General features: G+C 58.8%; 21 protein-coding genes and 1 pseudogene. 11 read left to right on the top strand and 11 right to left on the bottom strand.

The genetic code is table 11. The features are described 5' to 3' along the window. The first annotated feature begins 314 nt into the window (after window positions 1-314). Complete coding sequence (locus tag ACIPIN_RS27290; protein WP_401124310.1) at window positions 315-638, top strand: DUF3077 domain-containing protein; 324 nt, start codon at window positions 315-317, stop codon at window positions 636-638. Between the two features lie 90 nt (window positions 639-728). Here ACIPIN_RS27290 and ACIPIN_RS27295 read toward each other — a convergent pair whose 3' ends face one another. From ACIPIN_RS27295 to hmpA, 9 genes and pseudogenes are all read right to left on the bottom strand, one after another. Further along, window positions 729-1,334, bottom strand: a complete 606-nt coding sequence (locus ACIPIN_RS27295; protein ID WP_401124313.1) for a LysE family translocator — start codon at window positions 1,332-1,334, stop codon at window positions 729-731. A 72-nt stretch (window positions 1,335-1,406) separates the two neighbouring features. Next, window positions 1,407-1,550, bottom strand: a pseudogene (locus tag ACIPIN_RS27300) (transcriptional regulator); the annotation flags it as partial. A gap of 814 nt (window positions 1,551-2,364) precedes the next feature. Beyond that, on the bottom strand, window positions 2,365-3,252 hold the full coding sequence (cyoE, locus tag ACIPIN_RS27305) for a heme o synthase (protein ID WP_123425053.1): 888 nt from the start codon (window positions 3,250-3,252) through the stop codon (window positions 2,365-2,367). Window positions 3,253-3,263: 11 nt separating this feature from the next. Next, window positions 3,264-3,611, bottom strand: a complete 348-nt coding sequence (gene cyoD, locus ACIPIN_RS27310) for a cytochrome o ubiquinol oxidase subunit IV (protein ID WP_123425052.1) — start codon at window positions 3,609-3,611, stop codon at window positions 3,264-3,266. Beyond that, window positions 3,611-4,237, bottom strand: coding sequence for a cytochrome o ubiquinol oxidase subunit III (locus ACIPIN_RS27315; protein WP_401124315.1), 627 nt, complete (start codon window positions 4,235-4,237; stop codon window positions 3,611-3,613). Before ACIPIN_RS27315 ends, cyoD begins: the two co-directional genes overlap by 1 nt. Window positions 4,238-4,240: 3 nt before the next feature. After that, window positions 4,241-6,271: a cytochrome o ubiquinol oxidase subunit I gene (cyoB, locus tag ACIPIN_RS27320; protein ID WP_401124317.1), complete on the bottom strand. Its 2,031-nt coding sequence runs from the start codon at window positions 6,269-6,271 to the stop codon at window positions 4,241-4,243. 3 nt (window positions 6,272-6,274) lie between these two features. Further along, complete coding sequence (cyoA, locus tag ACIPIN_RS27325) at window positions 6,275-7,219, bottom strand: ubiquinol oxidase subunit II (RefSeq protein ID WP_401124320.1); 945 nt, start codon at window positions 7,217-7,219, stop codon at window positions 6,275-6,277. Window positions 7,220-8,035: 816 nt separating this feature from the next. Beyond that, window positions 8,036-8,545, bottom strand: coding sequence for a disulfide bond formation protein B (locus ACIPIN_RS27330; protein WP_401124321.1), 510 nt, complete (start codon window positions 8,543-8,545; stop codon window positions 8,036-8,038). A gap of 297 nt (window positions 8,546-8,842) precedes the next feature. Further along, window positions 8,843-10,024: an NO-inducible flavohemoprotein gene (gene hmpA, locus ACIPIN_RS27335; RefSeq protein ID WP_401124323.1), complete on the bottom strand. Its 1,182-nt coding sequence runs from the start codon at window positions 10,022-10,024 to the stop codon at window positions 8,843-8,845. A gap of 158 nt (window positions 10,025-10,182) precedes the next feature. On the opposite strand from hmpA, the gene norR reads away from it, so the two are divergent. From norR to ACIPIN_RS27355, 4 genes are all read left to right on the top strand, one after another. Continuing rightward, window positions 10,183-11,739: a nitric oxide reductase transcriptional regulator NorR gene (gene norR / locus ACIPIN_RS27340; protein ID WP_401124325.1), complete on the top strand. Its 1,557-nt coding sequence runs from the start codon at window positions 10,183-10,185 to the stop codon at window positions 11,737-11,739. Between the two features lie 270 nt (window positions 11,740-12,009). Then, window positions 12,010-12,918 carry a chemotaxis protein CheV gene (locus ACIPIN_RS27345; RefSeq protein WP_401124327.1) on the top strand — a complete coding sequence of 303 codons (909 nt, stop codon included), beginning with the start codon at window positions 12,010-12,012 and terminating at the stop codon, window positions 12,916-12,918. Window positions 12,919-12,921: 3 nt separating this feature from the next. Continuing rightward, window positions 12,922-13,404: a GNAT family N-acetyltransferase gene (locus ACIPIN_RS27350; RefSeq protein ID WP_401124330.1), complete on the top strand. Its 483-nt coding sequence runs from the start codon at window positions 12,922-12,924 to the stop codon at window positions 13,402-13,404. Between the two features lie 254 nt (window positions 13,405-13,658). Then, window positions 13,659-14,408, top strand: coding sequence for a YkgJ family cysteine cluster protein (locus ACIPIN_RS27355; protein WP_401124331.1), 750 nt, complete (start codon window positions 13,659-13,661; stop codon window positions 14,406-14,408). Window positions 14,409-14,464: 56 nt separating this feature from the next. Here the strand turns inward: ACIPIN_RS27355 and ACIPIN_RS27360 are convergent, their stop codons facing one another. After that, window positions 14,465-15,607, bottom strand: coding sequence for a transporter substrate-binding domain-containing protein (locus ACIPIN_RS27360; RefSeq protein ID WP_401124347.1), 1,143 nt, complete (start codon window positions 15,605-15,607; stop codon window positions 14,465-14,467). Between the two features lie 212 nt (window positions 15,608-15,819). Then, the gene (locus tag ACIPIN_RS27365) at window positions 15,820-16,065 is read right to left on the bottom strand and encodes a hypothetical protein (protein WP_401124333.1); all 246 of its coding nucleotides are present in this window, start codon (window positions 16,063-16,065) and stop codon (window positions 15,820-15,822) included. Window positions 16,066-16,377: 312 nt separating this feature from the next. Here ACIPIN_RS27365 and ACIPIN_RS27370 point away from each other — a divergent pair, with 312 nt between their 5' ends. The 6 genes from ACIPIN_RS27370 to ACIPIN_RS27395 all read left to right on the top strand — a co-directional run bounded on the left by ACIPIN_RS27370 (window position 16,378) and on the right by ACIPIN_RS27395 (window position 24,912). Beyond that, window positions 16,378-17,547, top strand: a complete 1,170-nt coding sequence (locus ACIPIN_RS27370) for an efflux RND transporter periplasmic adaptor subunit (protein ID WP_401124336.1) — start codon at window positions 16,378-16,380, stop codon at window positions 17,545-17,547. Beyond that, window positions 17,544-20,639, top strand: coding sequence for a multidrug efflux RND transporter permease subunit (locus ACIPIN_RS27375; RefSeq protein WP_401124339.1), 3,096 nt, complete (start codon window positions 17,544-17,546; stop codon window positions 20,637-20,639). The genes ACIPIN_RS27370 and ACIPIN_RS27375 overlap by 4 nt, the downstream gene beginning before the upstream one ends. Before the next feature lie 8 nt (window positions 20,640-20,647). Continuing rightward, window positions 20,648-21,325, top strand: coding sequence for a heavy metal response regulator transcription factor (locus ACIPIN_RS27380; protein ID WP_145015036.1), 678 nt, complete (start codon window positions 20,648-20,650; stop codon window positions 21,323-21,325). Next, the gene (locus tag ACIPIN_RS27385; protein ID WP_401124341.1) at window positions 21,315-22,679 is read left to right on the top strand and encodes a heavy metal sensor histidine kinase; all 1,365 of its coding nucleotides are present in this window, start codon (window positions 21,315-21,317) and stop codon (window positions 22,677-22,679) included. Before ACIPIN_RS27380 ends, ACIPIN_RS27385 begins: the two co-directional genes overlap by 11 nt. 249 nt (window positions 22,680-22,928) lie before the next feature. Next, window positions 22,929-23,153, top strand: coding sequence for a hypothetical protein (locus ACIPIN_RS27390; RefSeq protein ID WP_401124343.1), 225 nt, complete (start codon window positions 22,929-22,931; stop codon window positions 23,151-23,153). 250 nt (window positions 23,154-23,403) lie between these two features. Next, window positions 23,404-24,912 (top strand): diguanylate cyclase, encoded by a 1,509-nt coding sequence (locus ACIPIN_RS27395; protein ID WP_401124344.1) that lies wholly within the window; start codon window positions 23,404-23,406, stop codon window positions 24,910-24,912. The last annotated feature ends 237 nt before the right edge of the window (window positions 24,913-25,149 follow it).

The raw sequence follows: 25,149 nt of genomic DNA on the forward strand, positions 1-25,149 counted from the left end.
GTCCCTCCCTCGATGATCAGTCGAGAACTATCGCTCCTGACGGAGCGATAGTCGAGATACAAGGAGCTGCCGCAGGCTGCGATCTTTTGACCTTGATGTTCAGCGCGTTTGAAAACATCAAAAGATCGCAGGCTTCGCCAGCTCCTACGGGGGCTGCGGTGTCTGGCAGTTCCCACACAAAATCTTACATAAGCAAGCACATGGCTACGATTGCGCCCCCTCACCATGCCCGCTAGCCTGAAACCGTCGCTGCCCATTCAGCGACCGGGCCTGAGAACTCGAACAAGATGTAGGCACTTATCGGAGTTCTCCCTATGCGCGCCATCGATCCATCCCAAACTTCTGCTGGTCAGCTCTCATCCCCCGCCCCCCAAGACCTGAAAACCGCCGGCTTCACACCCTTCTCCATCCACTCCGACCAAGCGCTATTTCGCGTCAACAGCGGCGTCCCGATCCTCGAAGCCCTGTCCCACGTTTCCGACTTGCTCCACCTCTCCAAACTGCTGGCCGAAGACGCGGCGATGGAACGCGGCAAGGACCGTTATGCCTGGGCGTCGCATTATTTGCAGGAGATGAGTAAAGCGGTGATTGATGACGTGGTGAAGGTGCTGGGTGCGTCGGGTAACAACCGCAACTGAATAGAAAAAGCCCCGTGCTTCCTTTGAAGGCGGGGCGATTTCAACGCAGCAGTTGAGACTTAAGAAGAACATCTCGCTATTTATTTCTAGCTATAGCTGTTCATAACTTCCTATGTAGTCTTGTAGTTTCCATAAAGAGAATGCGATCAGACAAAGGCCACTACACCAGTTCAATAATCGAATGTTTTTTCTTCCAGACAATGCCCTTCCAATAGCATCACCCCCAAATACATACACCATCTGACAGGCAAGACTACCGATGAAAAAGCCGGCCAGTGAAAGAGGTACGCTAACAGTCGCTTCGTCTGAGTGATTAGCGATGACATAAGAGGTGATTGCCACAATGGTCAACGGATTGGTCAGTGTTAATGCAAACACAGAGAAAAAACCTGATTGGCGTGTGACGTTCACTGTCGAATCAGAGTATGCAGCGATCCTTACCCCGAGGTAGAAGAGGTAGGTGATCGAGGCGATTGTCAGTAGATCCAAGTACCCCAACACAAATGTTTTGACCAGCGCTACGCCCATCAACGCCACGGCTGCGTACACAGCATCCGCCAGGGCTGCACCGAACGCGCTCGGAATTGCGCTTAATCGTCCATGCAAGATGGACTGCCTTAATATAATCAAGGCAATCGGCCCAAAGGTGATCGACAACACGACTGAAAATAATAGAGATCGCTGAAAATCCTGCACGTCCTTGCCCTCTTATTCCTTTGCCCCACGATGCCATATTTTGTCGCTTGGGAACGTAAGCTACATCGCCAGCAACGCTACGATTTCTTGCGTATTCACATCTGTGATCGACGTGTCCTCAACCGCATTGTCGCGCAGCGTGATCTTGCCTTCACGTTGAGCCGCCATCTCATCCACGCCCTGTATCAACTCTTTAAAAAGGTCACGTTTTTCCATGCAGCCCCCGCTAATGCCACCGAAGACGAATACCCTGCCGATGTCGTCGACCCCAATGATGATCGTTCGCCCGTGGCTGGCCAAAATGGACCGTACAGAGCAAAGCAAGCGCTGGCGTTAGGATGTTTCCCAAATACCCTACTCCGTTTTCCTAAATGACCAGATCCTTCCCTGTCGGCCCGGAATCTAGAACGAGCAAAACACAGCAGCGCCAAAAACTCCCACCACTCAACAGGCCGAGCGTTAGCTCGCCTGCAGCTTTTGATCTTGACCTGCCCGCCCCTTCGGGAGGCCGAGTGGAGGCGTTCATCAGGGGGTTGGCGCGTAGCGCCGTACGGCGCAGCCGGACACATCGAGAGGAGGTCGTCGCGAAGCAGACCGGAGGCGATGCCCCCTGATGGACGCCGGAGCGAGGGAACGCCGAGCCTAGGCGAGGTGCTGGACGCTTGGGGCGAAGCGTTTTGGTTACTTTTGGGCGTCTGCAAAAGTGACACGCCGTAAGGGCGGAACCCTAAGTGGCCGTTACCGCAGAAATGGATATGTACACCTGCAAGAGATTAGTAGGCTGCCAGGCCGCTATCGCGAGCAGGCTCGCTCCCACAGTTGAACTGTTTACATCTGCAAGAGATAGGCCGGCTGTCAGGCCGCCTTCGCAGGCAAGCCAGCTCCCACAATTTTGATTGGTGTACATCCGCAAGAGATAGGCCGGCTGTCAGGCCGCCATCGCGGGGGAGCACAGCCCCACAAGGACACGCCCAATAAAAAACCCCGCGCTTCTCTCGAAGGCGGGGCTTTTTGTACAACCGCAAAAACCTTAAGGCGCGTAAGTCAGCAACAACTCGCTCGGCACCTTGAAGTCCAGCGACATCATCACGCTCAACGCCGTGATGGTGAAAATCGAAAACACAAACAGCTTACGTGCCCAAACAGTGTCATCCACCGCCTTGTAACCGGTCCACGCCATGTACAACCAATACATGCCCATGGCCGCCGCGACAGCGAGATAACTCATGCCAGCGTAACCGCTGAACGTCAGCATCAAGGTCGCCACCAGGAACGCCAGGATATAAAGCAGGATGTGCTTCTTGGCTACCTGAATCCCGCGCTTCACCGGCAACACCGGAATCGATGCCGCCAGGTAATCGTTGAAGCGGAAAATCGCGATCGCATAGGAATGCGGCATCTGCCACAAACTGAACATCACCAGCAGCGTCAGCGCCGCCATGTCGAAGCTATTGCTGACCGCGACATAGCCAATCACCGGCGGCATCGCCCCCGACAAACTGCCCACCAGCGTGCCGTGAACCGACTTGCGCTTGAGGTACAGACTGTAGAAGCCGACGTAGATGACAAAACCGATCACCGCGAACAATGCCGCCAACGGATTGGCCACGCGGTACAACAACGCAACGCCGACGACACCCAGGACAGTCGCATAAACCAGTGCCAGTTTCAGGGAGATCAGGCCCTGCACCAGCACGCGGTTCTTGGTGCGCTCCATCTTCAGGTCGATGTCACGGTCGATGCAGTTGTTGAACACGCAACCCGACGCGACCACCAGGGACGTGCCGATCATCGCAGCCAGGAAAATGGCCAGATCGACATGCCCTTTCGAGGCCAGGAAAAACCCGCCTGCCACAGAAAGCACGTTACCGAAAATGATCCCCGGTTTGGTGATTTGGATAAAGTGCTTTAAGGACATCCGGACTTTCCTCAGTGCGCCATCATGACGGAATGGATGCTGTACATGATCCACAGCGACAGACCGACCAACAGGACAATAACCAACGCTGCGAAGACAAACGCAATCACGTTGTTACGCTGGGCGGCAGAGCGGTCCAGGTGGAGGAAGTAGACCAGGTGCACCAGCACCTGGATCACTGCGAAGGCCAGCACGATCCACAAGGTCATGGCTTTCGGCAGCGATGGGTACATCACCAGGCCGAACGGAATGACGGTCAGGATCACCGACAGGATGAAGCCGATGGCGTAGGACTTGACGCTGCCGTGGCTGTCGTCGTGGCTATCGTGGCCATTATGTGAGTGAGCTGCGTTAGCCATTACAGAGTCCCCATCAGGTAAACAACGGTGAATACGCAGATCCACACAACGTCCAGGAAGTGCCAGAACAGGCTCAGGCAGCTCAAACGGGTTTTGTTGGTCGACGTCAGGCCATGCTTGTTGACCTGATACATCATGATCGCCATCCAGATCAGACCGCTGGTCACGTGCAGACCGTGGGTGCCGACCAGGGTGAAGAACCCGGACAGGAAGCCGCTGCGGTTCGGACCGAAGCCTTCGGAGATCAGCGAGTGGAACTCGTTGATTTCCATGCCGATGAAGCCCAGACCGAACAGGAAGGTAATCGCCAACCAGCCCAGCACTTGAGTCTTCTTGCCTTTGAACAACGCCAGCATGGCGAAGCCGTAGGTGATCGAACTGAACAGCAGGCAGGCAGTTTCGCCCAGCACGTACGGCAGTTCGAAGATGTCGTGGCCCGACGGGCCACCGGCTACGTTGTTTACCAGTACCGCGTACACCGCGAAGATCGACGCAAACAGAATGCAGTCGGTCATCAGGTAGAGCCAGAAACCGAATACGGTCATCTCGCCCGAGTCGTGGTGGTGGTCATCGTGCCCATGGTCATGACCATGGGCGTGTCCAACATTGGTCACTAAGTTCGACATGGTTTAAGCCTGTTCCAACGAGGTTTCAACACGGGTGGCGGTGGCCGGAATCGCTTTGGCCGCAACCAGACGCTTGTGCTGCTCGGCTTCAATGCGCTCGATCACGTCGACCGGCACCATGTAGCCTTGATCATCACGGGCAGCGTGGATCACGAAATAGATCACGGTGCCAGCCAGACCAAAGATGGCCATCCACCAGATGTGCCAGATCATCGCGAAACCGAACACGGTCAACAGAGCACCCATGACCAGACCGGTCGCGGTGTTGTTTGGCATGTGGATCGGCTCGTAACGGGCTGGAGCCTGGTACGCAGTACCATTTTCCTTGGCCTCGGTGAACGGGTCGATGCAGTCAGCTTTCGGCAGTACAGCGAAGTTGTAGAACGGTGGTGGCGACGAGGTCGACCATTCCAGCGTGTGGGCATTCCACGGGTCGCCGGCTTCGCACATGTTCTGTGGCAGCTTGCGATCACGAATACTCACGTAGAGCTGGATCAGCTGGCAGGCGATACCGAAGGCGATCAACACCGCACCGACCATTGCAACGTGCAGGTACGGCGTCCACTCAGGGTTGGTGGTGCTGTTCAGACGACGGGTCATGCCCATGAAGCCCAGTACATAGAGCGGCATGAACGCGACGAAGAAGCCCGAGATCCAGAACCAGAACGCAGCCTTGCCCCAACCTTCGTGCAGCTTGAAGCCGAACGCTTTAGGGAAGTAGAAGCCGAAACCGGCGATGTAACCGAACACGGCGCCGCCGATGATCACGTTGTGGAAGTGCGCGATCACGAACAGGCTGTTGTGCAGCACGAAGTCAGCACCCGGGATGGCCAGCAGTACGCCGGTCATGCCGCCGATGGCGAAGGTCACCATAAAGCCCAGCGTCCACAGCACCTGGCTGGTGATACGCAGACGACCCTGGTAAATGGTGAACAGCCAGTTGAATAGCTTCACCCCCGTCGGGATCGAAATCAGCATCGTCGCCAGACCGAAGAAGGCGTTGACGTTGGCACCCGAACCCATGGTGAAGAAGTGGTGCAGCCAGACCATGAAGCCCAGGATCGAGATCGCGCCGCTGGCGTAGATCATCGAGTGGTGGCCGAACAGTTTCTTGCCGGAGAAGGCCGAGATGACTTCGGAGAAGATCCCGAACGCCGGCAGAATCAGAATGTAAACCTCGGGGTGACCCCAGGCCCAGAACAGGTTGACGTACATCATCGGATTGCCACCAAGTTCATTGGTGAAAATGTGGAAATCCATGTAACGGTCAAGCGTCAGCAAAGCCAGAGTAGCGGTCAGGATCGGGAAGGAAGCGACGATCAGTACGTTGGCCCAGGTGCAGGTCCAGGTGAAGATCGGCATGTCCATCATTTTCATGCCCGGGGTACGCATTTTCAGCACGGTGGCCAGGAAGTTGACCCCCGTCAGCGTCGTCCCCAGACCCGATAGCTGGAGTGCCCAGATGTAGTAGTCCACACCCACGCCCGGGCTGTAGCCCAGTTCCGACAGCGGTGGATACGCAACCCAACCGGTACGGGCGAACTCGCCGACACCCAGGGACACGTTCACCAGCACGACGCCGGAGACCAGCAGCCAGAAGCTCAGGGAGTTCAGGAACGGGTAGGCAACGTCACGGGCGCCGATCTGCAGCGGCACTGCAAGGTTCATCAGGCCGGTGAAGAATGGCATCGCCATGAAGATGATCATGATCACACCGTGAGCGGTGAAGATCTGGTCATAGTGTTCAGGTGGCAGGTAGCCAGGCGAACCCTCAGTGGCCAGGGCCAACTGGGAGCGCATCATGACGGCGTCGGCAAAACCACGCAGCAGCATGATCATGGCCACGACGATGTACATCACGCCGATTTTCTTGTGGTCGACCGACGTCAGCCACTCGGTCCACAAATAGGTCCACTTCTTGAAGTAAGTGATTGCAGCAAATACCGCCAGACCACCGAGCGCGATCATGGCGATGGTCACCATCACAATCGGCTCGTGGAACGGGACCGCTTCCCAACTTAATTTACCAAACATCGTTTACTCCTCTGCCCCGGCAGCTGAATGCGAACTCATGTCCATCCCTTCCATACCGGCCACTTCTTTCTCGTCCTTCTCGTGGTGCATCGGCTTGCCCGGTTTCATGCCTTCATACTTGTCGATGATGGTCTGGAACAGGTTCGGCGCGTACGAGGAGTAGAGTTCAACCGGGTTGTTCTGGCTTGGTTTGGAAAGGGCTTCGTATTCAGCTTTTTCAAGCTGTTTAGGTGCCTTCTTGACATCACTGACCCAGGCATCGAAATCCGCCTGAGAGGTGGCGATTGCTTTGAATTTCATGCCAGTGAAGCCAGCACCGCTGTAGTTGGCGGAGATACCGTCAAGCTCGGCATTCTGATTGGCGATCAGGTGCAACTTGGTCTCCATGCCCGCCATCGCGTAGATCTGACCGCCCAGGCCCGGAATGAAGAACGAGTTCATCACGGTGTCGGAGGTGATTTTGAAGTTAACCGGCGTGTTGGCCGGGAACACCATCTTGTTGACGGTGGCGATGCCTTGTTCCGGGTAGATGAACAGCCACTTCCAGTCCATCGCGACCACTTGAATGGTGATCGGCTTGACGTCGGATTCCAGCGGACGGTAAGGGTCCAGGGCGTGGGTCGACTTGTAGGTGACATAACCCAGGGCAATGATGATCAGCACTGGAACAGCCCACACCGCGATTTCAATCTTGGTGGAGTGCGACCATTTCGGTGTGTAGATGGCATCCGTGTTGGAAGCGCGGTATTTCCAGGCGAACAGGAAGGTCATGACGATGACCGGAACCACGACCAACAGCATCAGCAGCGTTGCGGTGATGATCAGGTTTCGCTCGTCCAGGCCGACCTGGCCCTTGGGATCGAGCAAGGTCATGTTGCAGCCTCCCAGCAACAGCGTGCCGAGCAGCGGCAATAAGCCTAGTAGTCTGGGGTACCTGTTTTTACTCATCTCACGACCTCTAAAGCAGCTTGCGCAATGCAGTTGGGTTTTGATCGCCAACACTTCACCCTGCCAAGGGTTGGCATTTTTCTTGGATTGAATAAGGGCTTGCCCGTCGCGCGCTAAACGCTGGTCGACACATCCTGGGCTAGCGGTGAGTTCTTATTCGAATTCGTGGTCAAAGGCCTTGTTACAGACCAATTCCATTTGGTGCGGATAGTTGGAAGGCGCCGACACCTGGCGTCGAATGAAGCCCGTTACAGCCCCACGACCGCCCCTTGTGCCAAGGAGAACGCCGCGCCCGGAATTTCAGTGCGGGCGATTGTAGATATGTAACGTTGTATAAACCATGTCTCAACTCGAAATAATTTTTATCGGATACCGCAACAATCATTAACGAAATCAGCAAAGATTATCCACGATATCGAGACTAATTCTCAACAACAACCCCCAAAAAACCCGCTCTACTGTCCACAGTTCAGACAGCTTCAACCCCTATCCAAGCATCGCCGACCTAGCGCAAGCCCCCTTGTCACAAGGCCTTTGGCCATTCGTCCGAGCCTGTTAAAACTGCCTGCTGCAACGCATTTGCTGGCTTCCGGAGAGGCCCGTCAGTGAGGTAAATTCCTTGTCAGTTTCAGCGACGACAATCGTCTATGAAATGAGTTGCGACACCCTGGCTGTGACAACATGTCGCACGCGTGCCACGCCCTTCTTTGTCACGCGTCACGATCCTTTGACAGACCCGCTGAAACGCAAAGCGCCCCGGCCTCTTTTCGAGGTCCGGGGCGCTTTATTCAAAGCCTTTGGCTGCGGCGAGAAGCCTCAGTTCAGGTGTTTGCGGTTACGCGAAATGAGCAGCGGCACCAGCACGACAGTCAACACGAAGGCCACCAGCGCCCACTGTGCCAGCGACAGGCCGAGGATCGGCGGGTACGGTGTCTCGCAGAAGCCGTCGACCTGGAAGCCCAGCGGGAAGATCTTCGCCAGCGGCAAGCCGTCGACAATCGGTTGCAGCACATCGATGCCGCAGCTGACCGCCGGGTAGAACTGCGTATAGACGTGATGCCCGGCGGTTGCGGCGCCGGCGAGGGCGAAGATCACCACCAGTGTTTCAAACACAGTGATGCTGCGGCGGGTGCGCATGGCCGCTCCGATAAAGGCGCTGATCGCGATCAGCAACAGCGCATAACGTTGCAGGATGCACAGCGGGCATGGCGCCTCACCCAGCACCACTTGCATGTACAGCGCGCCGCCGATCAACGCCAGACAGATGACGCCCAGCAGCACCAGAAAGCGCCGCTCACGTCCCAGCCGCATCATTTCCTCATTCATTCCCGTTTCCTTTGCCAAAAGTGCTAGTTGTGTTCAACAGACCCACCGACCGCAGTGGACCTCTCGTGTATCAATTGAACGCAAGTTTACACGCTGACCACTGGGGTGGATTAACAGGTGGGAATTAACGGCAGGCTTATTAACAGCGGATTAAACAGATGGATCTGTGACGAAGCAGATGACGCTATCGCGAGCAAGCTCGCTCCCACATTGGAACTGCGTCGTACACATGATATGTGCACAACGCGCGCTCGTGTGGGAGCGAGCTTGCTCGCGATGAGGGCAACTCGGTCTGCGTTACTCCAGCGCAGCAGCCGGGCCGAAGAACTCGTAGCGGCTCTGTTTCTCTGGCACACCCAAGGCCTTGAGGTGACGCTTGACCGCGGCCATGAAACCTTTCGGGCCGAGGAAGTAAGCATCCAGGTCGCGCTCTTGCGGCAACCAGTCCGCCAACTGCTCCTGACTCAACAGCCCGACTTTGTGCGCCGCCGGGCTCACGCCGTCATCTTCGGCGTAGCAGTAGAAGCGCTTGAGTTGCGGGTGACGCTCAGCCAGGCCGTCGATCCAGTCGCGGAAGGCATGCACGCCACCGTTACGCGCACAGTGGATAAAGTGCACCGGACGCTCGGTGGTCAGCGCAGCTTCAAGCATCGCCAGGGTTGGCGTGATACCGACGCCGCCGCTGATCAGCACCAGCGGTTTGTCGCTGGCGGTCAGGGTGAACTCGCCCGCTGGCGGGAACAGCAGGATGCTGGCGCCGACGGGGAACTGGTCGTGCAGATAATTCGAGGCACGGCCGCCCTCTTCGCGTTTGACGCTGATGCGGTACTGACCGTTGTCGCCCAGAGACGACAACGAATAGTTGCGACGAATCTCTTCGCCGTCGAGGATCAGTTTCATGCCGATGTACTGACCCGGTTCCGCCGCGAGAATCGGCCCTTTGTCCGCCGGTTCAAAGTAGAACGAAGTGATTTCCGCGCTCTCTTCCACACGCTTGGCCAGTGTGAATTCCCGCGCCCCGCGCCAGCCGCCGACAGCTGCGGCTTTCTGGTCGTAGATCGCGGTTTCGGCGCCGATCAGGATGTCAGCCAACTGGTTGTAGGCCGCGCCCCAGGCGCTCATCACTTCTGGCGTGGCAATCTCGTCACCGAGCACTTCCGAGATAGCCCGCAGCAGGCAAGCGCCAACAATCGGGTAATGCTCTGGAAGGATTTGCAAGGCAACGTGCTTGTTGATGATCTTCGCCACCAGGTCGCCCAACTGGTCGAGCTGATCGATGTGCCGCGCATACATCAACACCCCGCGAGCCAAGGCCCGAGGCTGGTCGCCGCTGGCCTGGTGCGCCTGGTTGAACAGCGGACGAACCTCTGGGTACTCGGAGAGCATCATGCGGTAGAAGTGAGTGATCAGGGCTTCGCCGCCACTTTCCAGCAGCGGTACGGTGGATTTGACGATGGCACGGTCTTGAGCGCTAAGCATTAAGGGGGTACTCCTGAACGACTGGGTTTATAGCTTTCTATCCAGTGCGCATCAGTTTCCATGCCAACAATTAAATTCATATAAAACAATAGCTTAATAAACATGTAGTCATAACGACACGAGCAGCTTTATAGTCACCTAGACTACATGGAGTCAATATGACTGCAAAATCTCTGCTCACAGCGTTGCTTCCGCTGGTCTCCGACCTTTCCCGCGAACTGCCCGAAGGCGAGCGCTACCGGCGCCTGCTCGAAGCCATGCGCGCCCTGCTCCCCTGCGACGCCGCCGCCCTGCTGCGGCTCGACGGTGAATGGCTGGTGCCATTGGCGGTGGACGGCCTGAGCACTGACACCCTGGGCCGGCGCTTCAAGGTCAGCGAACACCCGCGTTTTGAAGCGCTGCTCAGCAGCCCGGAGCCGACGCGCTTCCCCAGCGACAGCACCTTGCCCGATCCCTATGACGGTTTGGTCGACGGCCACGGCGATCACCTGGAAGTTCACGACTGCATGGGCTGCCCGCTGTTTATCGATGAGCGTGCGTGGGGCTTGCTGACCCTCGACGCGCTGGACCCGGAGCGCTTCGAACCAATCGAACTGGACGCCTTGCAAGCCTTTGCCAGCCTCGCCGCCGCCACGGTCAACGCCGCCGAGCGTATCGAACGGCTGGCCAATCGCGCGGAAGACGAGCACCAGCGCGCCGAGGTTTATCGCCAGGCCAGCGGCCAGCAGAACCGTGAAATGATCGGCCAGAGCAAAGCGCACAAGCGCTTGGTGGCAGAGATCAACCTGGTCGGCGGCAGCGACCTGACGGTACTGATCACCGGCGAAACCGGGGTCGGTAAAGAGCTGGTGGCCCAGGCGATCCACGCCGCGTCAGCGCGCGCCGACAAACCGATCATCAGCCTCAACTGCGCCGCGCTGCCCGACACCCTGGTGGAAAGCGAGCTGTTCGGCCATGTGCGCGGCGCGTTCACCGGGGCGATGAACGACCGGCGCGGTAAATTCGAACTGGCCAACGGCGGCACGTTGTTTCTCGATGAAGTGGGCGAGTTGTCGCTGACGGTCCAGGCCAAATTGCTCCGTGTGCTGCAAAGCGGTCAGTTGCAACGCCTGGGTTCGGACAAGGAGCATCAGGTCGACGTGCGCCTGATCGCCGCGACCAACCGGGACCTGGCCTTCGAGGTGCGCAGTGGCCGCTACCGCGCCGACTTCTACCATCGCCTCAGTGTCTACCCGCTGCTGGTGCCAGCGCTGCGTGATCGCGGTCGAGATGTGTTGTTGCTCAGCGGTTACTTTCTTGAACAGAACCGCTCGCGGATGGGCCTTAACAGCCTGCGCCTGAGCAGCGACGCACAAGCGTCACTGCTGGCCTACAGTTGGCCGGGCAACGTCCGCGAACTTGAACACTTGATTGGCCGCAGCGCGCTGAAAGCGCTGGGCAACTCACGGGAACGGCCGAAGATTCTCAGCCTGAGCGCGGCGGATCTGGACTTGCCTCACGACACCCTCGAAACCGCCCCAGCGTCAGCAGTCATTGACCCGGCGCCCGTGACCGAGGTGTTCGGCGACCTGCGCCAGGCCACCGAAAACTATCAACGCCAACTGATCACCGCTTGTCTTGAGCGCCATCAAAACAACTGGGCCAGCGCCGCCCGTGAGCTAGGCTTGGACCGGGCGAACCTTGGGCGGATGGCCAAAAGATTGGGGATGAAATGAAATAACGCCCCCCCTGTAGCAGCTGCCGAAGGCTGCGTTCGGCGGCGAAGCCGTCGTAAAACCTGGGTGCGCGGTGCAACAGATACAACGCGGTGCCCGGTTTGGCGAGGACTCCGTCCTCGAACGCAGCCTTCGGCAGCTGCTACGGGAGTTACGCCGATCAGGAAACCGGGATCAGTCCTAAAGCCTGCCTCGCTTGCGTCGATAACCCGATATCAATAGTTGCTGGCGGTCCCAAATCGCCCATCACCTTTTCCACAGAAGGTTTTTATGTCTTCCAACAAAGCCCGCGCAGATTCACTTTCGCTTCTGCTGTTTACCTTGCGCAGCGGCAAGCTGATGGCGATCAACCTGCTGAAAGTCAGCGAAATCATTCCCTGTCCGCCGCTGACCAAGCTGCCGGAGTCGCACCCTCACGTCAAAGGCATCGCCACCCTGCGCGGCGCCTCGTTGTCGGTTATCGACCTGAGCCGGGCGATCGGCGAACGGCCGCTGGTGGACCCGGACGGCGGCTGCCTGATCGTCACCGACGTCAGCCGCTCCAAGCAGGGTCTGCACGTTCAGGCGGTGAGCAAGATCGTCCATTGCCTGACCACCGACATCCGCCCGCCACCCTACGGCTCCGGGGGCGTGCGCTCGTACATCACCGGCGTGACCTCGGTTGACGGCACGCTGGTGCAAGTACTCGACATCGAGAAAGTCATCCACGGCATCGCCCCGGCGCAGATCGAAACGGCCCCGACCGAGCTGAGCATGGAAGACGCCGAAGTGCTGGGCAACGCACGCATTCTGGTGGTCGATGACAGCCAGGTGGCACTGCAACAATCGGTGCATACCCTGCGTAACCTCGGCCTGCAATGCCACACCGCACGCAGCGCCAGGGAAGCCATCGACTGTCTGCTGGACCTGCAAGGCACCGCGCAGCAGATCAACCTGATTGTCTCGGACATCGAAATGTCGGAGATGGACGGTTACGCCTTTACCCGAACCCTGCGTGAAACCCCGGACTTTTCTCACCTCTACATCCTGCTGCACACCTCGCTGGACAGCGCGATGAACAGCGAAAAGGCCCGTCTTGCCGGGGCGAACGCGGTGCTGACCAAGTTCTCGTCGCCAGAACTGACCAAATGCCTGATCACGGCCGCAAAAGCCGTCGCGCAACAAGAGCAAGGTAATTGAGCCTTGGCTGAGGAGTATTGCCTGCTGCTTCGGCGCGACCTCGCCGGGGTGTTGCCGCCAGTCGTCTGGCCGGATGGCATCCAGCTGAGCCTCTATCACCCGCCATTGGCCAACGCCGTTCATGAGGCGATGGAACTGGGTTATCAGCAAGGCGGCGGTCGAGTACCGGCGCTCCAGGTTTGGCGCGAGCGCTTTGAAAGCGATGCGGAATATGACCCGGCGCTGTGTTTCATCGCCTCGGATGCCCAAGGCATTGTCGGCGTCGCCCAGTGCTGGACCAGCGCCTACATCAAGCACCTGGTGGTGCATCCGCGCGCTCAGGGCCAAGGTTTGGGACGGGCGCTGTTGTTGCATGCATTCAGCGTGTTTCAACAGCGGCGCGAAGGCTTTGTTGACCTGAAGGTCCTGGAGGATAACCCTCGAGCCCTGCGATTATATGAAAGCGCCGGAATGCGCGTGGTACGCCGGGAGCTCGTTCCGGACTGAGACCGCTATCGCGAGCAAGCTCGCTCCCACATTTGATCTCATGGAACGCAAATTCTGTGTACAACGAAAACCACTGTGGGAGCGAGCCTGCTCGCGATGAGGTCCGCACAACCAACATCAAACCATCATGCAGATTCAGCCCTTGGTCAACAAGCGCCCAAGGCCCAGTGAATGGCGCATAACTTGCTTTGACACAGTCCCTCGCGGTGGTTTTTCGTCATCGCTGACGCCTCTGGAATGTGACTGGTCGCCCTATGAATACGACGTTTTCCTGCGTAGGTTGCGGCAAGTGCTGCAGCGACCACCATGTGCCTCTGACCCTCGCCGAGGCCCGGATGTGGGCGGCTGATGGCGGTACCGTGATCGTGCTGGTGGAAGGTTTTCTCGGCAATGGTCTGGGCCTTCCAGTCTTGCAACGCGAGCACGCCGAACGCCGTTCGGTGGTGGTGCCCAGTGGCGCAACCCACGCCCATGTAGCGATCACCTTCGCCGCGTACAACGCCGGCCCCTGCCGGAATCTTGACGAAGACAACCTCTGCCGCATCTACGAACGCCGGCCTTTGGTGTGCCGCATCTACCCGATGGAAATCAATCCGCACATTCCCCTGACACCAACCGCCAAGGATTGCCCGCCCGAATCGTGGGAGCAAGGCCCTGAGTTGATCGTCGGCGGTCAGTTGGTTGATCAGGCGTTGGCCGGTCTGATCCAACGCTCGCGTCAGGCCGACCGCGACGATGTTCAGACCAAGGAAGCGATTTGCGCACGTTTGGGGATGCACACCACGGCCCTCAAGGGTGACGGGTTTACCGCGTACTTGCCGGACATGGCGGCGTTTGCTTCGGCGATTGATCAGGTTCAGGCAGAGCCGTTGCCAGGTTCGGCCGGTGAATGGCAGTTCCATGTGTCGAGCAACGACTTCGCGGAGCAAGTGCAGGCCGCCGGGGCACAAGTGGCCACGGCAGAACCGCTGAACTATGCGTTTATCTCGTTGCGCGCGGCCTGAGACGACAAGCCAGCCGAGGCCCCGGACATTACCGCATAGGGCATGTTTATGGAGGGCTAACGCGCAGTGACCGCCAGACATTCAACTTCCACTCGTGCGTCCAATAGCAGCTTCCCGGCAGCGAACGACGTGCGAGCCGGCAATCGATCCGCCGGGAAGTACTGCCTATAAACCGTATTCATGGCGGCGAAATCCTTGATGTCGGCGAGGATGACCGTGCATTTGGCTACGTGAGCCTGGGACGAACCACTACGTTGCAATGCGTCGCGCAGATTCTCCATAGCCTGGGTCATCTGCGGAACGATGCCGCCCTTGACCAGTTCGCCGTCAGCCCCCAGACCGAGCACGCCGGACAGATAGATGGTCTGGCCAACTTGCACCGCATCGGAGAATGGCAGGCCTTCTTCGTTAGGAAAATAGCGTGGCGAATCGGGTGCTGCAGGCGGCAGAAAGCGCTGGGTAATGGTCTGGTATTGGCCGTTTTGCTTGATGCGCTCAAGGGCACCGTTCAGGTTATCGCGCAACGCTGTGTCGTTTTTGCGCACGGCGATGGCCACGCCACTGCCCAGCAAAGGGTCCTTGAGGGTCGGGCCGACAAAATCGAAATCTTGCCCCTGGGGTTGGCTTAACAGCGCGTGGGTGATTTCAATGGAGTCTTGCAGGGTGGCGTCGATCTCACCGGCCAACAGACTGGTAACCAATTGGTCGTTGAAATCGAAACTGCGCACCGTCACGCCCGCCGCAGCCCAACGAGTCTTGGCGAACGCCTCACGACTGGTACCCGCCAGTACGCCGACCCGCTTGCCTTTGAGCGATTGCGGATCAGGTTGCAGGCCCGAGTTTTTGCGCGCCACCAGGCGGTTATTCAGGGGGTACAGGTCTTCGGTAAAGTCGACCCGTTCCCGACGCAAAGGCGTGGCAGTCATCGGCATGATCGCATCAAAGCGCTTGGCTTCAAGCGCGTCGATATTGGTGGCGTAGGCTTGATCGATCCAGACACAGCGGGACTTGAGTTCGGCACACAGCGCGTTGCCCAACTCGATGTTCAGCCCCACCAACTCGCCTTTCTCGTTGCGACTCTCGAACGGAGGAACCAGGGCTTCGACGCCGAAGCGGATCTGAGGGTCGACCGCGGACGACACGCAACCGGTGGTCAGAGCCATCAGAGAGAGCAAAGTTACGGTTTTTACCAGAGACATTTCGGTGGCCTTCATCAAGCAATCATGGGAATCCGCGATGCCTGCCCCTTCAGTGCGGGCAATGTCATCTGGCAATGGGTCAAACGACACACATTACGCGGGCATGAATCTTCAACGAGTGACCACCGACGTCCCAGAGGACAGATCGCTTATCCTTGTGGGAACTATCTCAGTGACAGAGAGAATTGTTTCCAGCCAAAAACGCCTGACTGTCAGCGTTTACCCATCGAACGACGGGTGCCAGGAGGCGCTGCGCCCGGGGTCTTGGTGTGGCCATTCCTGGCGCCGTTCTTGTACCACGGCTGATTGGCGTTTTTGGCCGCTGCCAGCTCGCCCGGTTTGAACGGGAACTTGAAGGCCGGGATTGCGGCTTTGGTTTCGCTGTCGGCGCTGGAGTCGACGCTGTCTGGCAGGTCAGCCTGTTCGTCAGCAGCAGGCGCTTGTATCGGGGAAGTCATGAATGCTCCGGGTGTTACATTGAGTCGGGCCCGATGAGTGGGCCGCGAAAGGCCGGCAGTATAGCGGGAAGAGCAGTTGCAAGCTTCAAGCTTCAAGCTTCAAGCTTCAAGCTGTAAGCCTCAAGCGCGTCTGCTTTAGCTTGCCGCTTGCGGCTTGAAGCTGTCCTCCCTGTCAGTTAGCGGTCATGGTGCTGACCCTTTCCAAGGGTTATAAAAGAACAGCTACCAACAACAAGCCAAGGGGCTTGGTTTTAACTTGCCGCTTGAAGCTTATAACTTGTAACTGCCCTTATGCCCCGGCGCTTGATGCTCATGCCCATTCCAGGAAAAAAACTGCTGATCGCCGCTCTGCTGACGACGGTCGCAGTCGTGGCCATCGGGGTTGTGATCAAACCCGCGACGAGCAAACTCTCGGCACCCACCGCGATTCCGGTGCGGGTGGTCAGCGTCGCCGAACGCAATGTACCGCGTTATGTCAGCGGGATTGGTTCGGTGCTGTCGTTGCACAGCGTGGTTATCCGTCCGCAGATCGACGGCATCCTCACCAGGCTGCTGGTCAAGGAAGGTCAGTTGGTGAAAGCCGGCGACCTGCTCGCCACTATCGACGATCGTTCGATCCGCGCCAGCCTCGATCAGGCCCGTGCGCAACTGGGTGAAAACCAGGCGCAATTGCAGGTGGCCGAGGTCAATCTCAAGCGCTACAAGCTGCTCAGCATCGATGACGGTGTGTCCAGGCAGACCTACGACCAGCAACAGGCCCTGGTCAATCAGTTGAAAGCCACAGCGCAGCGCAATCAGGCGGCTATTGATGCGGCGCAAGTGCAGCTCTCGTACACACAGATTCGCTCGCCGGTGACTGGCCGCGTCGGTATTCGCACCGTGGATGAAGGTAACTTCCTGCGCATGAGCGATACCCAAGGACTGTTCTCGGTCACCCAGATCGACCCGATTGCCGTCGAGTTTTCCCTGCCGCAGCAAATGCTGCCGACACTGCAACGGCTGATCAGCGCGAATCCACCCGCCGACGTGAATGCCTACATCGGCGCCGACACCAGCGGCCAGACCGGCGACTTGCTCGGCGAAGGCCACCTGACGCTCATCGACAACCAGATCAATGCCAACACCGGGACCATTCGCGCCAAAGCCGAATTCAACAATGCCGGGCAAAAGCTCTGGCCAGGGCAACTGGTGACCATCAAGATCCAGACCGCGCTCGACAAGAATGCCCTGGTGGTGCCGCCGTCCGTGGTCCAGCGTGGGCTGGATCAGTATTTCGTTTACCGGGTCAGCGGCGACACGGTCGAATCCGTTCCGGTGCAGATGGTCTATCAAGACAGTGGACTGAACATCATCAAGGGTGTACAGGCCGGTGATGTGCTGGTCAGCGATGGCCAGTCGCGGCTCAAGCCCGGTGCCAGCGTGCAGATTCTCCGTGAGCCGCCAGCGCTCACACAAAGCACTACAGCGGAGCAACAACCATGAAGGTCCATGGCGGCATTTCCGCCTGGTGCATCGACCACCCGGTCGCCACGGCACTGCTGACCTTCGCACTGGTGCTGCTCGGGTTGATCGCCTTCCCGCGCCTGCCCATCGCTCCTTTGCCAGAGGCCGAGTTTCCGACCATTCAGGTCGCCGCCCAGTTGCCCGGCGCCAGCCCCGACACCATGGCCTCGTCGGTGGCGACGCCCCTGGAGGTGCAATTCAGCGCCATCCCCGGCATGACCCAGATGACCTCCAGCAGTGCCTTGGGTTCGACCAACCTGACCCTGCAATTCACCCTCAATAAAAGCATTGATACCGCAGCGCAGGAAGTTCAGGCCGCAATCAACACCGCCGCCGGCAAACTGCCCAAGGACATGCCGACGCTGCCGACCTGGCGCAAGGTCAACCCGTCTGACAGCCCGGTGCTGATCCTCAGCGTCAGTTCGACGCAAATGCCCGGCACCGAACTCAGCGACTACGCCGAAACCCTGCTGGCGCGGCAACTGAGCCAGATCGACGGCGTCGGCCAGATCTACATCAGCGGTCTGCAACGCCCGGCGATTCGGGTCCAGGCCTCCGCCGACAAACTCGCCGCCATCGGCCTGACCCTGGCCGATGTGCGCCTGGCCATTCAGAAAACCAGTCTCAACCTGGCCAAAGGTGCGCTGTACGGTGAGTCGAGCATTTCCACGCTGTCGACCAACGATCAACTGTTCCATCCCGACGAGTACGGCCAACTCATCGTCTCCTACAAGAACGGTGCGCCGGTTCAGCTCAAGGATGTCGCCAAGGTGGTCAGTGGCCCGGAAGACGCCTACGTCCAGGCCTGGTCCGTCGATCGGCCGGGGGTCAACCTGGTGATCCTGCGGCAACCGGGGGCCAATATCGTCGACACCGTGGACCGGATTCAGGCTGCGTTGCCGGGCCTTGAAGCGATGCTCCCGGCGTCGTTACAGGTCAGTGTGCTGATCGACCGGACCCAGACCATCCGCGCTTCGCTGCACGAAGTGGAAGTCACCCTGCTGATCGCGATTCTGTTGGTGATTGCGGTGATGGCGTTGTTCCTGCGCCAGTGGTCGGCGACGCTGATCGTCGCAAGCGTGCTCGGGGTTTCGCTGATCGCCAGTATCGCGTTGATGTACATCATGGGCTTCAGCCTGAACAACCTGACCCTGGTGGCGATCGTCATTTCCGTGGGTTTTGTGGTCGACGATGCGATTGTGGTGGTGGAGAACATCCACCGCCACCTGGAGGCCGTCGACAGCATGCGCGAGGCGGCAATCAAGGGTGCCGGCGAAATCGGTTTTACCGTGGTCTCGATCAGCGTCTCGCTGGTGGCGGCGTTCATTCCGCTGCTGTTCATGGGCGGGGTGGTCGGCCGGTTGTTCAAGGAATTCGCCCTGACTGCCACCTCGACCATCATGATTTCGGTGGTGGTTTCGTTAACGCTGGCGCCGACTATGGCCGCCCTGTTCATGCGTGCGCCGATGCATGATGCCAACGCCAAACCGGGTTTCGGTGAGCGCCTGCTCTCGCTGTATGAACGTGCGCTGCGGCGCGCCCTGGAGCATCAGAAACTGATGTTAGGGATCTTTAGTCTGACACTGTGCATGGCGATTGCCGGCTACGTGTTTATCCCCAAAGGTTTCTTCCCGATCCAGGACACCGGTTTTATCCTCGGCACCACGGAAGCCGCGGCCGACGTGTCGTTTCCGGAGATGGTCAAAAAACACCAGGCCCTGGCCGAAATCGTCGCTGCCGACCCTGCGGTGCAGACCTTCTCCCATTCGGTCGGCGTATCAGGCAGCAACCAGACCATCGCCAACGGACGCTTCTGGATTTCCTTGAAAAAACGCGGTGACCGCGATGTGTCCGCCAGTGCGTTCATCGACCGGGTTCGTCCGCAACTGATGAAGATTCCGGGCATCGTGCTGTACCTGCGTGCCGGGCAAGACATCAACCTCAGCTCCGGCCCAAGCCGCGCTCAGTATCAATACGTGCTCAAGAGCAACGACGGCCCGACGCTGAACCTCTGGACCCAACGCCTGACGGAAAAACTGCGCGGCATTGCGGCGTTCCGCGACGTTTCCAATGACCTGCAACTGGGCGGCAGCATCACCCACATCAACATCGACCGTGCCGCCGCCGCGCGTTTCGGGCTGACCGCCAGCGATGTCGACGAAGCGCTCTACGACGCCTTCGGCCAACGTCAGGTCAATGAGTTCCAGACCGAAATCAACCAGTACAATGTGATCCTCGAACTCGACACCCGCCAACGCGGCAAGGCCGAAAGCCTGGCCTATTTCTACCTGCGCTCGCCGCTGAGTGGCGAGATGGTGCCGTTGTCGGCGCTGGCCCGTTTCGATGCGCCGACCATTGGCCCATTGTCCATCGCCCACGACGGCATGTTCCCGGCCGCCAACCTGTCGTTCAACCTCGCTCCCGGCGTGGCACTGGGCGATGCGGTGATTTTGCTCAATCAGGCAAAAAATGACATCGGCATGCCGGCCTCGGTCAACGGCAATTTCCAGGGCGCGGCCCAGGCGTTCCAGAGTTCTCTGGCCAGCCAGCCGTGGCTGATTCTGGCGGCGCTGGTGGCGGTGTACATCATTCTTGGCGTGCTCTATGAGAGTTTCGTGCACCCGCTGACGATCATCTCGACCTTGCCTTCCGCCGGCCTTGGCGCCTTGATTTTGCTGTGGATCCTCGGCCAGGACTTCTCGATCATGGCGCTGATCGGCCTGGTGCTGCTGATCGGTATCGTCAAGAAAAACGGCATCCTGATGATCGACTTCGCCCTCGACGCCCAGCGCAATCGCGGGCTGTCCCCGGAAGAAGCGATTTTTGATGCATGTCTCACGCGGTTCCGGCCGATCATGATGACCACCCTCGCCGCCCTGCTCGGCGCTCTGCCGCTGATGCTCGGTTATGGCACCGGCGCCGAACTGCGCCAACCGCTGGGGATCGCGGTGGTGGGCGGCTTGCTGGTCAGCCAGGCGCTGACGCTGTTTACCACGCCAGTCATATACTTATGGCTTGAGCGGGTGTTCCATCGCTCCACACCAGCGCCTGCGCTGGCGACCACACACTGAGGCGGGTCATGCGCGTTCTGATTATCGAAGACGAAGAGAAAACCGCGGACTACCTGTACCGCGGCCTGACCGAACAGGGTTACACCGTGGACCGGGCCCCGGACGGGGTCGAAGGCCTGCACCTCGCGCTCGAAAACGATTACGCCGTGATCATCCTCGACGTGATGCTGCCGGGTCTCGACGGCTATGGCGTGCTGCGCGCCCTGCGTGCACGCAAACAGACCCCGGTGATCATGCTCACCGCCCGCGAGCGTGTGGAAGACCGGATCAAAGGCCTGCGCGATGGTGCTGACGATTACCTCGGCAAACCCTTTTCGTTTCTCGAACTGGTGGCGCGGCTGCAAGCGCTGACCCGCCGCAGCGGCGGTCATGAGCCGGTACAAGTAACCATCGCCGACCTGTGGATTGATTTGATCAGCCGCAAGGCAACCCGTGCCGGTACGCGACTGGACCTGACCGCCAAGGAGTTCTCGCTGCTCAGTGTGCTGGCCCGGCGTCAGGGCGAAATCCTCTCGAAAACCGCGATTGCCGAGATGGTCTGGGACATCAATTTCGACAGTGACGCCAACGTCGTCGAAGTCGCGATCAAACGCCTGCGCGCCAAGATCGACGGGCCGTTCGAAGAGAAACTGCTGCACACCATTCGCGGTATGGGTTATGTGCTGGAGAGCCGCAGTGCCTCGTAACTCGATTGCCCTGCGCCTGAGCGGCATGTTCACGCTGGTGGCGGCGCTGGTGTTTCTGTTGATCGGCTGGGCGTTGTATCAACAGGTCGAAAAGGGCCTGGCGCTGTTGCCGGAAGCCGAGCTGGATGCACGTTACAGCGTGCTCGAATCCACGGTCGGCCGCTTTGGCACGCCGGAGCATTGGCTGAAGATCAATAACAAACTCAAGCTGCTCGGCGAAGAAGACAAGCGCATCAGTTTCTGGATCATCAGCGGCGACGCCAACTACGAATACGGCAACATCACTCCAAAGATCCGTGCCTTCGCTGAAGGCCCGACAGGCAGGCGCGACTTGCAGCTGCCGGACCAACCCTATCCGTTGAAAGTGCTGGTCAGCCAGTTTCCGGCCAAAGACCAGCGCCCACCGCTGCGCTTCATGATCGGCATCGACACACAAACCTTCTATGAAACCCAGCATCACTTGCTGATTGCCTTGATCAGCCTGGCAATCATCGGCGTGCTGCTGGCCTCGGTGTTCGGTTACTGGGTGGCGCGGATCGGCCTCAAGCCCTTGATCAAGCTGTCTCAAGAAGCCCAACGACTGACGCCGCCGTTGCTGTCCGCACGGCTGCAACTGTCGCCGCTGCCGCCGGAACTCAATCAGTTCGTCAGCTCGTTCAACTCGACGCTGGAGCGGGTCGAGCAGGCTTATACGCGACTCGAATCGTTCAACGCCGACGTCGCCCACGAACTGCGCTCGCCGCTGACCAACCTGATCGGCCAGACCCAGGTTGCCCTGACGCGCGGGCGCTCGGTGGAACACTACTTCGAAGTGCTGCAATCAAACCTTGAAGAACTCGAACGGCTGCGCTCGATCATCAATGACATGCTGTTTCTGGCCAGCGCCGACCAGGGCAGCAAGGCCACCAAACTGACCTCCACCTCGCTGGCGGGCGAAGTCGCCACCACCCTGGACTACCTGGACTTCATCCTCGAAGACGCGCACGTCAAGGTTCAGGTCAGCGGCGATGCCCAAGTGAAGATCGAGATCGCACACCTGCGCCGGGCGCTGATCAACCTGCTGAACAACGCCGTGCAACACACCGCCCCCGGCCAGATCATTCAGGTGCAGATCGATGTTCAGGAACACCAGGTGTGCATCGGTGTCGCCAACCCCGGTGAGCCGATCGCCAGCGAACACCTGCCGCGCTTGTTCGAGCGGTTCTACCGGGTCGATGCCTCACGCAGCAACAGCGGCGCCAACCATGGCCTGGGACTGGCCATCGTCAAGGCAATTGCGCTGATGCACGGCGGCGATGTGTTTGTGCGCAGTGATAACGGAATCAATACGTTCGGGATCTATTTGCCGGTTTGATTCCCCCGCCTGCAGTTCAGCGCACACCTGATAATCGGATTGTGAACAAAACCGGCGTAGGAGCTGCCGCAGGCTGCGATCTTTTGATCTTAAGCGATCGTACAGGCGCCAAAAGATCGCAGCCTTCGGCAGCTCCTACTATTGCTCGTGATGCAACAGTCCTTTCTGCAATCCGCTCTTTTTCACGACGCCGAAGACCTTTACTTTTGCCGCACCAAACAGCACTTGCCAAGCAAGAAGGTCTTCAAGATGTCCAACAGTATGGGTATTGCCAGCGCTTTCGTTTTGTCGTCCTTGTTCCTGTCGCCCTTCGCCATGGCTGAAGAGTCACAGACATTCGTCGCACACAATGCCACACGCGCCGAAGCCTTTGAAAAGGCTCAGGCCGAACTGACTGCAAAAGCACAAAACCCTGCGCAATCTCAGCAAACATCAGCTAACCAGGCTCAACCACAGGTTGAAAAAGATAGCTGATCCGTAACACACCTCAGTTTCCCTCGACACTGCTCAGGGCTCTTTCCCTTGAGAAGTTGTCTTCAAAGCCGCTGCTATCAGCGGCTTTTTTTTGTTGTGTGTCAAAATTCACAAAAAGGCCAGCACCTGCACTGGCCTTTTTTATGTCCGGGATCTATACATGCACTGAGATCAACGAACTGATATCTGCAATGCTGCCCGGCCCGTTCGGGAACTACGCTAATGATGTCCCTCTGCAGAAATCAGAATCATGAGTGCAAGCCGCACGCACACCCACATAACGGGAAAAACCCGTCGACCGGAATTCATGCTGATTCTCGGCAGCTCGCTGACCGTCATCGCGATCATCTCCATCGTCACCTTCCTGCTGATCCGCGAACACGCCAATGCCATGCAGGCGGCCACTCGCGGCGCAACCAACATCGTGCAACTGATCGATGCCGATGTGCTGCGCAACGTCGAACTCTATGACCTGTCACTGCAAGGGTTGATCGCTGCCGCCCAACGCGACGACCTGCAAAAGGTTTCCGCCCAGATCCGCCACCTCGTGCTGTTCGACCGATCCAGCACAGCACGTTTCAAGGGCGACGTCCTGTTGCTCGACAAGCATGGCGAGGTGATCGCCGATTCGTCGCTGATTCAGCCCAAGCCGGGCAATTTCGCTGACCGCGACTACTTCCAGGCCCACGTTTTCAACAGCGACACCGGGATGTTTATCAGTCGCCCGTTCAAACCCCGTTGCGACTGTATTGACAGCGATCAGTGGCGCATCAGCTTCAGCCGGCGCATCTCTTCGCCCAACGGGGAGTTTCTCGGCGTTGCCGTCGCCTCGATGCGCCTGGCGTACTTTGATGAGCTGTTCAACAGCCTGGACATCGGCGTCGACAGCACCCTCAATGTGCTCGACAAGGACGGCATTCTGCTGGCGCAAAAACCCATGCTGACGGACGACAGCATTGGCAAGAATTTCGGCAGTCAGCCCAACGTCATACGCATCATGCGTGGAGGCAGTGGCAACTTCGTCAGCATCTCGAGCATGGACCACCAGGACCGTCTGTACACCTTCTCGCGCGTCGGCAACCTGCCGTTGACGGTAATCGTCGCGCTCTCCATGGACGAAGTCTTCGCCTCCTGGAAACGCACCGCATACGTTATCAGTGGTGCCACCGGTGTGCTGTGTATCGGCCTGATGTGGCTGACCTTGCTGCTGTGCCGCGAGTTGCGCCTGCGCCATCACGCCGAGCAGGAACTGGCGCAACAGGCAGCCATCGATGCCCTCACTGGCGTGGCCAACCGCCGGACGCTCGACCAGGCGCTGAACCGCGAATGGTCCCGTGCTCAGCGTTCGGGCAAGCCGCTGTCGGTGCTGATGATCGATGCCGATCACTTCAAGTCGTTCAACGACCGCCACGGCCATCAGGGCGGCGACGATGCATTGCGCGTACTCGCCAAGGTCATCAGCGAAAACCTCCGTCGCCCGTCCGATCTCGCCGCGCGGTATGGGGGTGAGGAGTTTTCCGTGGTGCTGGCCGAGACAGACACCGCCGGTGCACTGCGGATTGCCGAAAATATCCGTGCGGCAGTCGAGCAACTGCCGCCGTTCGAAGGCGACGAGTCACCGGTCACCGTCAGCATCGGCCTCAGCACCTCTACGGGGCAACCGGGTGAAAGCCTGGAAAACCTGATGTACGCCGCCGACAAAGCGCTGTATCAGGCCAAGCACCGTGGGCGTAATCGGGTGGTCAGTGCACAGGAATAGGCGGCGGTTCTATCTCTCGTAGCAGCTGCCGAGCCTGCGAGCCTGCGAGGCTGCGTTCGAGGACGAAGTCCTCGCAAATCCTGGACCCACGTTTTGACTGGAAGACTACGTTGCCTGATTCAACGACCGCTTCGTCCGGATGCGGCCCAGAGTGTGTAAAAACGCTGGATGAGGCTTTCACCTTCAAATCCAGGGCCTTTCTCACGCTTTGGCGCCCACGCACGGTCAGGATGCCCT

The sequence above is a fragment of the Pseudomonas sp. NPDC087697 genome, from assembly GCF_044743155.1.
In the GTDB taxonomy this organism is placed as follows: domain Bacteria; phylum Pseudomonadota; class Gammaproteobacteria; order Pseudomonadales; family Pseudomonadaceae; genus Aquipseudomonas.

Excerpts from the sequence above, each read along its gene's own strand:
- ACIPIN_RS27290 (WP_401124310.1), top strand. The coding sequence starts at position 315 with ATGCGCGCCATCGATCCATCCCAAACTTCTGCTGGTCAGCTCTCATCC.
- cyoE (WP_123425053.1), bottom strand. The coding sequence starts at position 3,252 with ATGTCCTTAAAGCACTTTATCCAAATCACCAAACCGGGGATCATTTTC.
- cyoD (WP_123425052.1), bottom strand. The coding sequence starts at position 3,611 with ATGGCTAACGCAGCTCACTCACATAATGGCCACGATAGCCACGACGAC.
- ACIPIN_RS27315 (WP_401124315.1), bottom strand. The coding sequence starts at position 4,237 with ATGTCGAACTTAGTGACCAATGTTGGACACGCCCATGGTCATGACCAT.
- cyoB (WP_401124317.1), bottom strand. The coding sequence starts at position 6,271 with ATGTTTGGTAAATTAAGTTGGGAAGCGGTCCCGTTCCACGAGCCGATT.
- cyoA (WP_401124320.1), bottom strand. The coding sequence starts at position 7,219 with ATGAGTAAAAACAGGTACCCCAGACTACTAGGCTTATTGCCGCTGCTC.
- ACIPIN_RS27330 (WP_401124321.1), bottom strand. The coding sequence starts at position 8,545 with ATGAATGAGGAAATGATGCGGCTGGGACGTGAGCGGCGCTTTCTGGTG.
- hmpA (WP_401124323.1), bottom strand. The coding sequence starts at position 10,024 with ATGCTTAGCGCTCAAGACCGTGCCATCGTCAAATCCACCGTACCGCTG.
- norR (WP_401124325.1), top strand. The coding sequence starts at position 10,183 with ATGACTGCAAAATCTCTGCTCACAGCGTTGCTTCCGCTGGTCTCCGAC.
- ACIPIN_RS27345 (WP_401124327.1), top strand. The coding sequence starts at position 12,010 with ATGTCTTCCAACAAAGCCCGCGCAGATTCACTTTCGCTTCTGCTGTTT.
- ACIPIN_RS27355 (WP_401124331.1), top strand. The coding sequence starts at position 13,659 with ATGAATACGACGTTTTCCTGCGTAGGTTGCGGCAAGTGCTGCAGCGAC.
- ACIPIN_RS27360 (WP_401124347.1), bottom strand. The coding sequence starts at position 15,607 with ATGTCTCTGGTAAAAACCGTAACTTTGCTCTCTCTGATGGCTCTGACC.
- ACIPIN_RS27365 (WP_401124333.1), bottom strand. The coding sequence starts at position 16,065 with ATGACTTCCCCGATACAAGCGCCTGCTGCTGACGAACAGGCTGACCTG.
- ACIPIN_RS27370 (WP_401124336.1), top strand. The coding sequence starts at position 16,378 with ATGCCCATTCCAGGAAAAAAACTGCTGATCGCCGCTCTGCTGACGACG.
- ACIPIN_RS27375 (WP_401124339.1), top strand. The coding sequence starts at position 17,544 with ATGAAGGTCCATGGCGGCATTTCCGCCTGGTGCATCGACCACCCGGTC.
- ACIPIN_RS27380 (WP_145015036.1), top strand. The coding sequence starts at position 20,648 with ATGCGCGTTCTGATTATCGAAGACGAAGAGAAAACCGCGGACTACCTG.
- ACIPIN_RS27390 (WP_401124343.1), top strand. The coding sequence starts at position 22,929 with ATGTCCAACAGTATGGGTATTGCCAGCGCTTTCGTTTTGTCGTCCTTG.
- ACIPIN_RS27395 (WP_401124344.1), top strand. The coding sequence starts at position 23,404 with ATGAGTGCAAGCCGCACGCACACCCACATAACGGGAAAAACCCGTCGA.